This window comes from Peribacillus sp. N1, assembly GCF_054600815.1.
In genome coordinates, this window is the sequence record NZ_BAAHZO010000004.1 from 43,128 (window position 1) to 57,802 (window position 14,675).

Consider the following 14,675-nt stretch of genomic DNA (forward strand, 5'->3'; position numbering starts at 1 on the left):
ATGGAAACTATCGAAGCTATAAAAACGAGACGAAGCATTGGAATCGTAAAGCAAGATCCGGTACCTAAGGAAATGATCGAGCAAATCATCGAAGCCGGAACGTATGCACCCAATCATCATCGAACGGAACCTTGGCGTTTTTTTGTATTGACTGGAGAAGGAAGAAATAAACTTGGCCAGGTATTCGAAGAAATCACAAGAATTGAAAATGCTGATGATACCCCTGAAAATTTAATCAGCAAGCTCGAACGGCAAAAAAAGAATCCATTAAGGGCTCCAGTCATCATCGCAGTGGGCATAGAGCCTAGTGATAAGAATAATGTCCTTGTGACAGAAGAATATGCGGCAGTGAACAGTGCCATCCAAAATATGCTTCTTGCAGCACATTCTCTAGGTCTGGGAGCAGTATGGAGAACGGGGAAAATAACGTATCATGAAAAGGTCCGTGAATTTTTCAATTTATCCTCTAAGGGAGAGGTATTGGCTTTCATATACTTGGGTTATCCTGACATGGAGCCGAAACCTGCCAAGAGAACATCGATTGATGAATTGACCACATGGATCGGATGAAAGATTGAGGGAGCTGCATCAGTTTATAGATACTGATGCAGCTTTTTTATTGCCTTCAATAAGGCTTCCTTAAATCTGCATTTAATGAAGGGGATTTGGCTTTGCCAAGCTTCGTTTCAAGTGACGATTGATGAATTAGGTTGTACAATACATAGGAAGAATAAATTTTGATGAATTAGGATGTGTCTATAGATGAGAACGATTGATCCATTTGAGATACTCGATGGAAAAGCGATAAAATATTTGGATGTATTTGGCGTTGAGGATGGCATTGCCTTAAAGAGTAAGTACGAAGATAAATCGTATTGGATATATGATTATTATTGCATGCATCAAACTTGTGATTGCCAGGAAGTATACCTTGAATTCGTTGAGGAGCTTAAAGGCAATAAACAGGCGGGACAGCATTTTGGAGTGAGGGTTTCTTTCGGGGATAATCAATTTGTCCTGGAGGATTATAATATTTCCAAGCAAAAGGCGATGGATATCGCGGAAGATACGCTGAAGTACAGTAAAGATGTAATGGAATTATTTAAACAGCGGTATCAGCAAATGAAGGAAAAAGGCACGCAAATTATCACGGAAAGTGCAAAGGCAGCTAAAATGCCGCATGTTCATGCAGAACCAGTCATTGGCAGAAATGAGCCTTGTCCATGCGGAAGCGGGAAAAAATACAAAAAATGCTGCGGTGCAGCTTAACATTTTGGAAGCTGACTCGATTCGGAGTCGCTTCTTTTTTAATTGGAAAAGCGCATGCTTGCAAAAAAGCTGAATAATGAATAAAAAAATGTAGCATTTATCGAACGTTTGTTCTATAATGAGAGTACCAGATAATAACACAAAAAGAAATAAAAACTAGTTATTTAGACGGAATTTTCCGAAAACTTCTTTTTTATTTTCATAAATCTGGTATATATAAGAGAGAAGAGTTTTTTGATCTCATCTCTTTCAACGGTAGACGGCAACCAGACGGGATGAAAATCCCCACACTGATGGCAGTTTAACTTATTGAACGAAGGAAGGGGTAATCAAATGACAAGAGAAAAAAGATTAATACCTTACAAAGTTCTAGAAGTAATGGAAACGGTGAAAGAGAAGATTCCCGAGGGTGTCGAGCTTGTGAAAGCACCGGCGATTTGGGAAAAAAGCAATTATGGTGAGGGCGTGGTAGTTGCCGTCATCGATACAGGCATTGACAAGGGACATCCAGACCTCAAGGAAAGAATCATTGGCGGGAAGGATTTTACCAATACCGGGGATTATCAAGATGATAACGGACATGGGACACATGTTAGCGGTACGGTTGTAGCTGCCATTAATAATGCCGGTGTAGTGGGAGTGGCTCCGAAAGCAAGCATATTAGCGTTAAAGGCCCTAAATGGTCAAGGACAAGGCGATATAGATTGGATTAATGGGGCTCTAGAGTATGCAGTCAATTGGCGGGGACCTAATGAAGAAAAGGTTTCGGTTATTTCACTTTCACTTGGCGGACCTCCGGATGAGACTGAACACAAACTCATTCAAAAGGCCCTTCAGAACGATATCCTTGTAGTTTGTGCAGCCGGAAATAGCGGTGATGGGCGTCATGAAACGGATGAATTGGATTATCCAGGAGCATATCCCGAGGTAGTGGAAGTCGGAGCTGTGGATTTAAGCAGAAATTTAGCGGATTTTTCAAATACAAATGATGAAATTGACTTGGTGGCGCCAGGGGTTGATATTCTCTCTACGTATCCAGGCAATAAATATGCGAGGTTGAGCGGAACGTCAATGGCTACGCCCCATGTAAGCGGTGCAGCAGCTCTCTTGAAAGTGATTGCTGAAAAGGAATTTGAGCGCAATTTAACTGAAGCGGAATTATATGCACAGCTGGTGAAAAGTACGGAAGATCTGGGAATAAGCAAAAAAGCACAGGGAAATGGATTGCTTAACTTAACGATAACGGACCAAAGAGCTGAAAAATCGATTAAGATTACGATAGAATCAGAAAACCTTAAGTTACCGAGCAAATCGGTTGTCATGGAATATTAGAAAAGAAAAAGGTGCCTCAAGAAATTGGGGCACCCTTCCATAATGATTATTTTTTATTTTTCCTTAGAGCTGCTAAAAGCGCTACAATGGAAAGAATTAGTGATATGACAGCCAGGGTGATGATCAGCGTTTGGTTGCTATCATCTTCTGTTGTTGCTGACTCCTTTGAATTGTCAGTTGTCGTGGAATCATTAGTGTCAGCTTCATCTTTGTGACCATGGTCCGCTGGTTCTGCACTATCATTAGGCACAACCATAATTTCCGTTACAGAATGCGGTAGGTCTGAGCCTTCTTCACCGCTCCATTCAACAATTTCACCATCTTCGTAATATTGAAATGCATCCCAGGCAACTTTCGTTTCTTCTTTAGGATTTTGTGCTACGAAAGAGAATTGCTGGAATTGTCCTGCTCCGATACCTTCATCAGTTGCTGCCCAAGTTACCGTTTTTACATGCCCATCTTTGTCACCTTCTGTAGTTACTTTCCATCCCGGTACAGGTTGATAGCTCTCAAAAGTAACCCCTTCAGGAACTTTTAAAGTCACCTTTGTAGTGGCAGCTTCTTTTTCGACGGGTACTTTAAGTGTATAAGTTTCCCACGCCTCAGGGGCAGATGAACTAGGCTTGACTGTAACGTGAGCATACGCTGAACCGGAAAAAATGAATAGTGCAGCAAATGTAAAAATAAGAAGCTTTGAAATGCTTTTCATTAGTATTAATTCCTCCTGTTATGAATTTCCTATGAAAATTATAAAATCAGCATTGATTGAATCCAGGCTTTCAGTTAATCCGTGAACATGGATACTCCACTTTCCTGGCATGGTTAATATAGACTTTGATGTAAATGTACCTGTGTTTTTCTCCTTCATCTGCAGCTTTATTTCACCATTTGGCGTATCCAATGACTGCATTGTGATTGTAAGCTGCTCTATTTCAGCAATTGGCTTGCCTTCATTGGAAAGGTTTACTTGAATCAGGTTATCCCCTACTTCATTGGGCGTCACCATTAATGTAACCTCATTATTTTCTTCAGTCAGTAACGTCTTTTCAATGGGCCCGGGAGAAGACATGGCAGTTTGGACATTTGTCAATAGAGCTGCAACGACAAGTATGACGATCCCTAAACCAAACTCCATTCCCACACTATAACCAAGTTTTTTCGTTTGCTTTTTCCCTCGGAGAAAATGAAAGCCTCCTAAAACGATCATGACTAACATGAGACCGATTTTCGCTAGTAACAATTGGCCATATGTTGTGTTAAACAATGAATGGATAGTCGGTACATGCTGTAAACTGCTATATATCCCACTGACAATCAGTATGATTACAAACAGAAATGACCATTTGGAAAACCTGGAAATGATCGACCAGTAAAACGTTCTCTTATCTTCTTGGACTGCCTGACGATTGGCTAGCCCAGGCAAAATTACCAATAAGGCCATAATGCCGCCGAGCCATAAAGCCATGGACAATAAATGAAGGAAATCCATCAAAACGGCCAGGACCTGATTAGGAACGGCTGCTGTATGTCCAGTTAAAGCCTTACAAATCATCAAGCAGGCAATTATGATGAAAGAAAGGTAAGGTAGTGATTTATTCAGGGTGTTCTCGAGCATGAAATAAATCACTAAAAATAGAAGCAGCAATATTAGAATTTCAATGATCCAGACCGATCCAAAGTTTGTAGCATTCAATACTTCTTTTATATAACTAACTTTAAATGCATCAGTCCAACCTACGCCAGCATCAAGCGTAACTTTTAAAGGCAGACTGCAGAAGATGGAAAATGCTAAACCTGCATATGAACTCCAAAGGTATAGACGAGTTCTTCTGCTAGTTTCAAAAAGTCGAGAATCCTTCATTAACGATAATCTGAAAAAAAGGATTCCGGTTAGGGCAGCGAAGCATATGTATTGAAGACTTTGCAGGATTACATTGATGGAATTCGGAAAACTTGCATTCACTTCGGAATTTTCTTGGCCTGAAAGACCAGCTGAATCTCCGAATTGAAAGGGTATTGTTCCTTCGATGGGATGGCCATCACTCGAAACCACTCTCCATTTAATGTAGTAAATCCCTTCATCGATAGTGTCCTTCCACTTAGCTTCCAGTACTTTTTCACTTTGTTCCGAGATTGCACTGTCTTGGATTTGAATTTTGTCCCCATCTTGGCTGAATACCTCAAGCGAATGGAAAGCTGGCTGGATATTCTCACTGAATTGAATGCTGATTTTTTCAGGAAGAGCATCCATTGCTTCATTCGGGCTAGGATTAGAGCTTATTATTGTAGCATGACCAAAAGCCATTGTCGGGTTTAAAAGCAAAACGAACAGGCTGACTATCAGCCAAAAATATTTTTTCATCTTGGTGTGCCATCATCCTTTCATCAGATTATGTAAGTTTATTATAAAAGGAAAATGTGAAAAAACAGTGAAAATAAATTAGTTATCTAAAGGCAGTTTAAGAGGTTCGCTAGAAAGGTGATAACAATATGGATAGATGACCTGCCTCCCTCCATCCATTATAACCATAGTATTGGTTGGGGATTCCGCTTTGCACCAAAGAATCAATAGGTATCCTCCGAAAAAATCCATTAAGAAATAATTAAGGTTCCTTTGGTAACCTGGCCCTATCATGTTTGCAGGAATTATAGGAGGGATAGGCTTTGCTAAAGAAGGGGTTAAAAGAAAAAAGCGTGAAGGTGATCTTGGTTGGTTCTCTTGTAGGGATGGGAACATCCACTTATATACCCGAGGCATGGGCTGCGGAAGGCGCGTCTGTCATTCAGGAAGAGGCACAAACGGTAAATAGTCTTTCAAAGCTAGAAATAGAAGGGATAGAACTGGATCAAAAATTTTCGGAAGATGTACACGATTATAGTTCGGCAGTGGGGAATGATGTGGAAAAGATCACATTGCTTGCAGCAAGTCCTAACGAGAATGCAGCCATATACGTGAATGGTGTAAAAATGACTGATGGTAAAGTGAAGGATTTAACTCTTCAAACTGGCGTGAACACGTTTAAAATCACCGTCAGCGATGGGGAAAATGAAACGGTTGCGTATACTCTCAAGGTCGAAAAACTTGAAAGTGATGATAACCTTTTAACATCGATTGGATTATCAAAAGGCTCATTAACATTCGATTCTAAAGTGACAGCTTATAATGCTTCAGTTGAAAATGAAGTCCAGTCCGTTATGGTAACTCCAACATTGAGTGACAGTACCGCAATTGTAAAAGTGAATGGAAAGGATGCTACCAGTGCCGGTGTAAAGGTCACACTTCCAGTCGGTAAGACAACGGTGAAGATTATCGTTACAGCAGAAAATGGAGATGAAAAAACCTATACGCTAACGATTACACGGGCTGCAGCCAAGGTAACCGAATCGAAAGATGCTCCTAAAGAGAGTGAAGTTCAAAAGGAGCCATCCACAGAAACAAGTAATGCTCAACCTTCCTCGGATAAGGGGAATAAATCATCTTTAACATTAACAGAATCCTCGGATAAGGGGAATAAATCACCTTTAACATCAGAGGAATCCTCCAATAATCTAAAACTAAGCAGTGGTGTCAGCCAAGTGCCGAAAGCACAGCAAATTGAAAGTAATTCAACACAAAAACTGAAAACGGATTCTATAGAGAAGGCAGCGTCAGCAGATTCTTTAGGCGAGGAAGGCAATAATGCACCAGTGTTAAACAATCTGACAGTATCAACCGGAGTATGGAACAAAACTTTTGAATCTAATGAGCATACCTATCATATCGAGGTCGATAATGATATTTCTTCAGTCGAAATGGATGCAGCGACAAATGCCAGCGGAGCAACGATTGAATATGACGGTGAGAGCAGTAAACAAGTGAAGATCAATGATAAAGCGAAGACGGCCATATCCGTTACCGTTTCAAAGGATGGGGAGCGCCGTACTTACGTCCTTGTTTTCGAAAAGGATATGGATGTGGAGATGGATGAGGAAGAAACCGTGGATGATGTCAAAACAAAAGAGGCGGAGGAAGTTGAGGCTGCACAAATGAGTACGGCTGGCAAGAATGTGAGCGATACATCGAAAGATACAGAAGGCCAGGTTAATGTGATACAGCCTGTCGAGACTGTGTCATTCTTTGGGAATATAAAGGATTTCTTCACCTCCCTGTTTAAATAGAATCGTTCTGAATCCTGCAAAAAAGGACAAGGTTTAGGCTTGTCCTCGGATTCAAAATTTTATGGGCAAAATGATTTGGATCTCGGTTCCATAGTTTAGTTCGCTGTTAAAGCGGACCTTTCCCCGATGCGCTTCGATGATTCGGCAACTGACTGTCAGTCCTAATCCGGTTCCTTTTTCTTTAGAAGAATAGAAGGGTTCTCCGAGATGCTTTATCCGGTTTTTTTCAATTCCGCTTCCATTATCTTTGATGGTGATGGAAAGGTTATTATCCATGCGTTCGAAATCAATCCAAATGTGATCGGCGGATGCCTCCATTGAATTTTTGAGCATGTTTATGAAAACTTGTTTTAATTGGTTTCCCTCACATAAAAGAAGCGGTATTTCGTTTTTAACAGATATTGATATTTGGGTGGGGTACGAGTCCGCCTCTGGTTTCAACAAGGTTTTGACATCATTCATCAGGTCGATGATTTGATGTTTGCTGAATGGAAGTTCCTGTGGTTTCGCCAGAACGAGTAACTCACTTACAATAAGATTGATTCGATCCAACTCACTTAACATGATTGTGTAGTATTGTTCATAGGGATGGTCGCTCTTTTTAAGCAGCTGGACGAAACCTTTTAAAGAAGTCAACGGGTTTCGTACCTCGTGGGCCACACTTGCGGCAAGTTCGCCGACTATCGATAATTTTTCGGTTCTTCTTAAGCGGGCTTCGGTTTCCCGGATTTGAGTGACCTCTTTAGCATAAGTAATGATTCCGACTAAATCCTCGCCAACCATCATCGGGACAAACGTACAAGAAAGTAAGATGGAATTCCCGTACTTCGTCAGGAATTCTATATCTTTACCTTTTTTGATTCCCTTATGGTTTTCCATGACATATTGGCAAGATGTACGGATCAATTCCGCATCTTCTGCTGAGAAGTTCAAATTAATGAATGAGGCTCCATGTATTTCTTCCTGTTGAAAGCCTGTTACCGTTTCAAATCTAGGATTCACCGTCGTGATTATTCCGTTTAAATCAAGCATCAGCATCGGATATGGGTTGTGTTCAAACAATGATTTATAGCGTTGTTCACTTTCGAATAATTGATTCTCCGCGACAACCCTTTCAGAAATATCCCTGCCAATGACGACTAAGCCTTTTCGTGAACCATCCTCATTGAACAGGGGAACTTTGATCGTATCAAAGGTCTTGTGATTGCCATCGGGAAGAGGGATGATTTCCTCACACCGTGTGATTTCCCCTTTTACCCACGTTTCTTCATCGGAAACTTCACAGTAGATCAACGACTCTTTATAAAATTCGGAGTATTCGGCGAGCTCACTGTCTCTTTTTCCCTTATAATCTACATGCTCCAATTGAAATAATTGCAGCCCGAAGGTATTGGATTCAAGCCATCGGCCATCACCATCCTTGAAGTTAACGAAATCAACCATCGAATTGATGAGTGTACGCCGACGTTGTTCCGCCTCTTTTAATCGTTTGAATTCTTCCCTTTTAGCTAAATAAAGATATAAGACCAAGCCTATTGATAAAAGGAAAACAAAGCCTTCCACTCTTTGCAGTTGAACGAAGACTTCCTTGTTTTGGATATTTGTAGTTAAAAAATAGTCGAATACGACTAATGTAAGAATCCCGGATAGGATATATATTGCTAAGATGGAGCGTTTGGACATGGAGATTCTCCCTGATTTTAGACATTTCAAAGGTAAAATTACATACACATTTTAACAAACTATCGAAAAAAAATATATGCAGAATCCTAAATAAAAAAACAGGGGCCAATGTGGTCACCTGTTTTTTCTGAAGAAGGTAAGTTTCTTTTTCTTTTTTGTACGCTTATAGATAATGAAAAATAGTAAGAAGAGGAGTGCGAGTGCAGCTAGCGTATATTGGTTCATTTCAACAGATAGCAGTCCATAGGGAATCAGCGATAGGAAGAAAAAGTATATAAGGTTGCCAAGCGCCGTTGCTAATAAAAAATCCTTGAACGTGACAGTGCTGACTCCAGCTGCCAAGTTAATTAAGCTTGTTGGGATAAGCGGGAAAATCCTTCCTGTAAAAACGTACATGAAGCCATGCTCCACAACGGTTTCCTGCCATTTTTCACCAATCTTCTTTAAGAGAAGCTCCTGAAACCAGTTTCTTGCTGCATAAAAAATGAATCCTGAGGCAACAACACTTGTAAACCAACTCCATAGATAGCCATATATGAATCCGAATATCGTGACATTGATAGTCAGGAGCAAAATTAAGGGGATGATTGTAAAAGAATTTTGTACAAACATCAATACGAATGTCACAATAAATGTAAGCAGAAGGTTTTCCTTCAATATACCAATAACAGAATCCAGGTCACTTTTCCAAACCAAAGTGAACAGCTCAGCATTAGAGTATATAAATATTGCGATTACAAGTAGACCTATTATGGTCAGGACTTTTTTCAAAGGGCCACCACCATTCTTACTAATAGTTTATCATTTTCGAGTTCATTGGTGAAAAAAAAGAGCTGCCGCATCATGCAGACAGCTCTTTTCCATTATAGTGGCCTAACGGCGCGAAGATTCCTTTTAAAGCCACTTTTCAAACTGAATTCTTTTGTTCATTCCATAAATGATTGGCGCTCCGATCAGGAGGACGACGAACTCACCGACAGCTGTAGTCATCCAGCTTAGCCAGAATGGCAAGCCAAAGGCAAGGTTCAGTTCAATTGCAATTAAAAACATTGTGAACGTGAAAAAGATAATCGTGGCGATCATCCGTCCTTTAATGCCTTTTATGAAACGAGAAATATAAATGACAAGCAATAAGGCGAGCAGGGATTGCCCCACCCCAAAAATCAAATCATATGGCACCATCGGCGAAAAGAGCAGATTCGATATGAAGACCCCGCCAACGATACCGTAGATATACTTTTTATTGAATACAATCAGATGATTCAACATTTCCGGTACACGGAATTGGAACATCTCAAAAGCTATTGGTTTAAACACCAATGAGACCGCCACATACAAGGCAGCCAATAACCCGTTTATCACGAGTGTACGAACATTCATTTTACTCTCTCCCTAGTTTTTTATCGTGGGATGGTTACGAACCACGTGTAGGCGTTTACCCGATTATTAATAGTATCCCATGTACGCTTGTTTCGTCAATTTGTAAAGAATGGTTTTAATTTATTAGTTTACCCAGTAGAAGTAGCACAATAGGATTTTGATTTATTGCAATGAAGGATGATATTATTTCAATATGTACGTAAAAGGAGTGAATATAAAATGTCAATCGAGAGTGTCAAAAGCCATTTTAAACAATGGAATCGGGAAGGCGACGTAAAGGAGTTCGAAACATCGAGTGCTACGGTGATTGAGGCAGCGGAAACCATCGGTGTTATCCCAGCGCGGATTGCTAAGACTCTTTCCTTTAAAGGGGAAGGTGAACACGCGATTTTGGTAGTTGCCGCAGGGGACGCTAAAGTGGATAATAAGAAATTTCGTCAGACATTCGGTTTCAAGGCACGAATGCTTTCGCCTGAAGAAGTGCTTGCACAGACCGGCCATGCAATCGGAGGCGTTTGCCCGTTTGGTCTGGCAAACGATTTAGCTGTTTTTCTTGATGTATCGATGAAGCGCTTCGAGTCATTGTTCCCGGCTTGCGGCAGTGCGAACTCTGCAATAGAACTTACACCCGCTGAATTGTTTGAATATTCAGGTGCGAAGGAGTGGGTGGATGTTTGTAAGGGTTGGGAAGAAAAGGAGAATGAGGAAGCGGCGGTAGGCAATACAGTTGATGTCATTTGATTAATGTGTTAAAAAATTAGATTCACATGATTGGGATTGAGTCCACTGCAGTGGACTTTATTTGTGGGGGCCGCATGCATTTCCATGATTAAAGCGGAAAGCGGGCAGAAAGTGTTCCTGAGCGGAGGTTGAAAGATGTTAAATGGAAGCGAAAGAAAAAGCAATAGCAGCTATCTTAGTCTTAAAACTCTTTATGAAGAAAATATAACGGTTAAGAGCATTGCCCAGGAGCTTGAGTTTTGCCATAAAAATGATCTGGCGCTGGATATTCAGAAAGCATTGGAGAAAAAGAATTTTGATATATTGGCTGTCCAAGATCAAGGGGAAATCATCGGGTATATCGAAAGGGACGAACTAGGTGAAGGAAGTATTTCTGAATATATGAGAAACTTTTCACCAAGGGAAATGGTTTCGGACTCAACCCCTTTGATCCAGCTTCTCCATATTTTCAAGAATAAAACAAGGGTGTTCGTCTTGGAGAATAATTCAATTAAAATGTTGATTACCCATGCCGACCTTCAAAAGCCTCCGATCAGGATGCTGATATTCGGATATATTACCTTATTGGAAATGAGGATGAGCGATATCATCCTGGATAGATTCGGCGATGGCAGCTGGTATCCAATGATCAGCGAAGACCGTTTAGAAAAGGCAACCGAATTATATAGAAGGAGAATCGATAAAAATGAGGATATCAATATAATAGAGTGCCTGCAAATCAGTGATAAATTCGATATTATACATAAAGATAAAGAATTGAGGCACTTCTTCCAAATCCCTTCGAAAAGTAAAGGGAAGAAGGATGCGAATGCCATCCGAAAGTTACGGGATAAGATTTCCCATGCTAATGAACTGGGTCTGGACATGTCATGGATGGAAATCATCGAGGTTGTCGAGTCCTGCGGCCGACTGCTCGAAATCTCTGAATCCTATCCTTACGAAAAATAAGATCCGGCTAATCATGCTGGTTCTTTTTTAGCTCATCCAGACAGAAAAAAACTGCCCATATCAGGCAGTCTCCCCGAAATTTCAAAACTCCGGCAGTTGATCCAGGTTATTTTCCTTTATCCCATCGGGCTCACTCCGCAATATGTCACGTCCATATTTATGAAAGACGTCAACATTGGCCAGGTTGCCCGTCTTTGCTTCCGCAAGGGCTGTGGGGTAGTCGAGTTCGCGGCCGGAGTTCGTCTTGATGGCGATAATATTGTCCTCTTCATTTTTCCTTACGGCGATGATTTCTTCTTTTCCTGCTGAATCAGGTTGGTTTGCTTGCGGTGTTCCCTGCTGTTTATATGATTCATAGGCTTTTTCAAATTGGTCCATGTTTTAGACACCTCCTATTTATAGGGTGAGCCATTTTTTCTGCAATATACAAACCGGATTTCGTCCAACTTGAGCCGTTAATTCGTCCAAATGGGCCGATTTTTCGGCACTTTTTTTTGTGATTGCTGTCTTATTGGCCTTTTTGCAGTGGCATGGCACTTGCATCTATTTTAGGTAGTGCAGTAGTGCAAATTTAAGTAGTAGCAAGAAATAATATCCACTGAATTAAGGGAGGAATATGAATTATGAATGTAAAACAAGAGGCAAGCACTGTAAATGCAAAACAACAGGTCAAGACAATGAAAGCGGCGGTCGTCAATGAATTTAACCAAAAACTTGAGATTAAAGAAGTGCCCATTCCGGAATTGGAGTATGGTGAGATATTAGTGAAAATTAAAGCCTGTGGCGTGTGTCATACCGATCTACATGCGGTACATGGTGATTGGCCGATAAAACCCAAGCTTCCGCTTATCCCCGGACATGAGGGTGTGGGCATTATAGAAAAGGTGGCAGAAGGCGTAACTTCCTTGAAAGTGGGTGACCGTGTTGGGATCCCTTGGCTTTATTCAGCCTGTGGCGATTGTGAATATTGTCTGACTGGCAGGGAAACGCTTTGCTTGGATCAATTGAATGCAGGCTATTCCGTGGACGGCGGGTATGCGGAATATTGTAAAGCACCTGCCAAATATGTGGTGAAGGTTCCTGAAGGGCTTGACTTTGCGGAGGTATCACCGATTTTCTGTGCAGGTGTAACGACGTATAAAGCGCTTAAGGTATCAGAAGCAAAACCTGGTGATTGGGTAGCGGTTTATGGAATTGGCGGATTGGGACATGTTGCCCTGCAATACGCGAAAGCGATGGGCTTTAATGTCATTGCTGTCGATATTCAAGATGATAAGCTTGATCTGGCAACGGAACTGGGGGCGGATTACACGGTTAATGGGCTTAAGACAGATCCTGTACAGGCCATAAAGGATAAAGTTGGCGGTGTGCAGGCATCTATTTCTGTAGCGGTTACGAAAAAAGCATTCGAACAGGCTTACAGTTCTGTCAAGAGGGGAGGCACACTTGTCGTAGTCGGATTGCCGAATGATGAACTTCCAATCCCGATTTTTGATACAGTGTTAAATGGGGTAACTGTAAAAGGGTCCATCGTCGGGACGAGAAAAGATCTACAGGAAGCTGTTCAATTTGCGGCTGAGGGTAAAGTCAGAACGAATATTGAAACAAGAAAGCTTGATGAAATCAATGACGTGTTTTCAATGATGGAAAAGGGAGAAATCAACGGACGCATCGTATTGACGCTAGAATAGTAACAGAGGAGGAAGCCCTGGAACGGGGCACCCTCCTTTTTATTATGTCTGGCTCTTCTCATTTAATATATAGCGCAATTTCCTTATGGATATTTGCAAGCGTTTGGCAGCTTCATTCCGGTTGCCGTAGGTTTTTTGCAGTGCCTGCATGACGAGCTCCTTTCCAATTTTCGATTGAAGCTGTTTGATTTCCGTAAGGATTTCTTCAAGCATCAGTTCATCCTTCTCATTAAAATCGGCCACCAGTCTTTTTCGCCACTCTTCAAGAAGGTTTTCTGTTGACTGAATCTCATTAAGGGACACATTTTTGTCAGTGGTGATCTGGCTGTTGGATAGAGAGATATCATTGGCGGTTATTACCGACTTATTGTCTGCAAGAGTTAGCGTGCGCATGACCACATTAGAAAGTTCGCGTATGTTGCCTGGCCAGTTGTATTGCTGTAATTTTTCAATGGATTCATTTGAAAATGAAATATCTCCATGACCATTTCTCTCAATCAAGTGACGGACAAGCAAGGGAATATCCTCTTTTCGGTTCCTTAATGGCGGGATATCCAGAGTCACGACGTTCAGTCGGTAAAATAGGTCTTCCCGAAATTTATTCTTGTCCACGGCCTGCTGCAGGTTTTCATTGGAGGCTGCCACTAACCGGGCGTTCGTCCGTAATGTCCCGCTGCTGCCAACCCGCATGAATTCCCGTGTTTCCAAAACCCGAAGCAATTTGACTTGAATGGCGGGACTCGCATCCGCAATTTCATCAAGGAAAAGCGTCCCGTTGCCTGCAATTTCGAAAAAACCCTTTCGCAGCTGGGTCGCTCCTGTGAAAGCTCCCTTTTCATGACCGAATAATTCGCTTTCCAGCAGGGATTCAGAAATCGCTCCGCAATTGATGCCGATAAAAGGTTCATGGTTCCGGGGGCTGGCAATGTGGATGAAGCGGGAAAGCACTTCTTTTCCGCTTCCGGTTTCTCCTTCAATTAATACATTGACGGATTTTTGGGCCACCTTGAAAGCCGTTTCAATCAAATTCTTCATTAAAGGACTTTCTCCGACAATGAGTCCTGAATCCTCGGCTAGCTTATGAATGAAATGCTGATTCAAAGCTTCATTTTCATTTAATAGGTTGTCAATCTGCCTTTCCAGTACTTCAATATCCACGAAGGGTTTTTCCATGTAATCACTCGCGCCGAGCTTCATTGCATCAACAGCGGTCTTGACGGTGCTGTATCCGGTCATTATCAGTACCTTGCAACGTGGCTGCAGTTGTTTTAGATGCTGCAGGAGGGAAAGTCCATCACAATCCGGAAGCTTCAAATCTATCATTGCGACATCAAAACGCTGCTGATTCCAATCGATCTCATGAAACTCCTTGCCGCTATTCACAACTTGTACGAGGTAACCTTTCATCGTAAAAAGGCGGGATAGAAAAGTCCCAACCTCTTTCTCATCGTCTACCACAAGTAAATGAACCAC

13 protein-coding genes, 1 pseudogene and 1 riboswitch are annotated in these 14,675 nt (G+C 41.5%); of the genes and pseudogenes, 7 read left to right on the forward strand and 7 right to left on the reverse strand.

The annotated features are described in order from the left end of the window. The 3 genes and pseudogenes from ACYP5M_RS16085 (at window position 1) to ACYP5M_RS16095 (ending at window position 2,601) form a co-directional block, all read left to right on the forward strand. A complete protein-coding gene (locus ACYP5M_RS16085) occupies window positions 1-570 on the forward strand; it encodes a nitroreductase family protein (protein WP_101224992.1) in 570 nt (189 codons plus the stop codon). 621 nt (window positions 571-1,191) lie between these two features. Beyond that, window positions 1,192-1,269: pseudogene (locus ACYP5M_RS16090) on the forward strand (SEC-C metal-binding domain-containing protein); the annotation flags it as partial. Between the two features lie 333 nt (window positions 1,270-1,602). After that, a complete protein-coding gene (locus tag ACYP5M_RS16095) occupies window positions 1,603-2,601 on the forward strand; it encodes a S8 family peptidase (protein ID WP_459735252.1) in 999 nt (332 codons plus the stop codon). Window positions 2,602-2,647: 46 nt separating this feature from the next. On the opposite strand, the gene ACYP5M_RS16100 is transcribed toward ACYP5M_RS16095, so the two are convergent. Together ACYP5M_RS16100 and ACYP5M_RS16105 are read right to left on the reverse strand one after the other, a co-directional pair. Further along, complete coding sequence (locus ACYP5M_RS16100; RefSeq protein ID WP_459735253.1) at window positions 2,648-3,310, reverse strand: YcnI family copper-binding membrane protein; 663 nt, start codon at window positions 3,308-3,310, stop codon at window positions 2,648-2,650. An 18-nt stretch (window positions 3,311-3,328) separates the two neighbouring features. Then, entirely contained in the window at window positions 3,329-4,963 is a 1,635-nt protein-coding gene (locus ACYP5M_RS16105) for a copper resistance protein CopC (RefSeq protein WP_459735254.1), read from the reverse strand. Between the two features lie 302 nt (window positions 4,964-5,265). Here ACYP5M_RS16105 and ACYP5M_RS16110 point away from each other — a divergent pair, with 302 nt between their 5' ends. Beyond that, window positions 5,266-6,759 (forward strand): cadherin-like beta sandwich domain-containing protein, encoded by a 1,494-nt coding sequence (locus tag ACYP5M_RS16110; RefSeq protein ID WP_459735255.1) that lies wholly within the window; start codon window positions 5,266-5,268, stop codon window positions 6,757-6,759. Window positions 6,760-6,810: 51 nt separating this feature from the next. Here ACYP5M_RS16110 and ACYP5M_RS16115 read toward each other — a convergent pair whose 3' ends face one another. From ACYP5M_RS16115 to ACYP5M_RS16125, 3 genes are all read right to left on the reverse strand, one after another. Then, the gene (locus ACYP5M_RS16115; protein WP_459735256.1) at window positions 6,811-8,442 is read right to left on the reverse strand and encodes a PAS domain S-box protein; all 1,632 of its coding nucleotides are present in this window, start codon (window positions 8,440-8,442) and stop codon (window positions 6,811-6,813) included. 114 nt (window positions 8,443-8,556) lie between these two features. Continuing rightward, entirely contained in the window at window positions 8,557-9,213 is a 657-nt protein-coding gene (locus ACYP5M_RS16120) for a TVP38/TMEM64 family protein (protein WP_434168368.1), read from the reverse strand. 123 nt (window positions 9,214-9,336) lie between these two features. Next, window positions 9,337-9,822: a QueT transporter family protein gene (locus ACYP5M_RS16125; protein WP_101224985.1), complete on the reverse strand. Its 486-nt coding sequence runs from the start codon at window positions 9,820-9,822 to the stop codon at window positions 9,337-9,339. Window positions 9,823-9,828: 6 nt separating this feature from the next. Beyond that, window positions 9,829-9,873: riboswitch (PreQ1 riboswitch) on the reverse strand. Window positions 9,874-10,041: 168 nt separating this feature from the next. Here ACYP5M_RS16125 and ACYP5M_RS16130 point away from each other — a divergent pair. Then, a complete protein-coding gene (locus tag ACYP5M_RS16130; RefSeq protein ID WP_459735257.1) occupies window positions 10,042-10,563 on the forward strand; it encodes a YbaK/EbsC family protein in 522 nt (173 codons plus the stop codon). A 135-nt stretch (window positions 10,564-10,698) separates the two neighbouring features. Continuing rightward, complete coding sequence (locus ACYP5M_RS16135) at window positions 10,699-11,511, forward strand: hypothetical protein (protein WP_459735258.1); 813 nt, start codon at window positions 10,699-10,701, stop codon at window positions 11,509-11,511. Between the two features lie 81 nt (window positions 11,512-11,592). On the opposite strand, the gene ACYP5M_RS16140 is transcribed toward ACYP5M_RS16135, so the two are convergent. Continuing rightward, window positions 11,593-11,889 carry a DUF3892 domain-containing protein gene (locus ACYP5M_RS16140; protein ID WP_459735259.1) on the reverse strand — a complete coding sequence of 99 codons (297 nt, stop codon included), beginning with the start codon at window positions 11,887-11,889 and terminating at the stop codon, window positions 11,593-11,595. Between the two features lie 299 nt (window positions 11,890-12,188). Between ACYP5M_RS16140 and adhP the strand changes: the two genes are divergently transcribed. Next, window positions 12,189-13,202 carry an alcohol dehydrogenase AdhP gene (gene adhP, locus ACYP5M_RS16145; RefSeq protein WP_459735372.1) on the forward strand — a complete coding sequence of 338 codons (1,014 nt, stop codon included), beginning with the start codon at window positions 12,189-12,191 and terminating at the stop codon, window positions 13,200-13,202. A gap of 42 nt (window positions 13,203-13,244) precedes the next feature. Here the strand turns inward: adhP and ACYP5M_RS16150 are convergent, their stop codons facing one another. Continuing rightward, a complete protein-coding gene (locus tag ACYP5M_RS16150; RefSeq protein ID WP_452444891.1) occupies window positions 13,245-14,675 on the reverse strand; it encodes a sigma-54-dependent transcriptional regulator in 1,431 nt (476 codons plus the stop codon).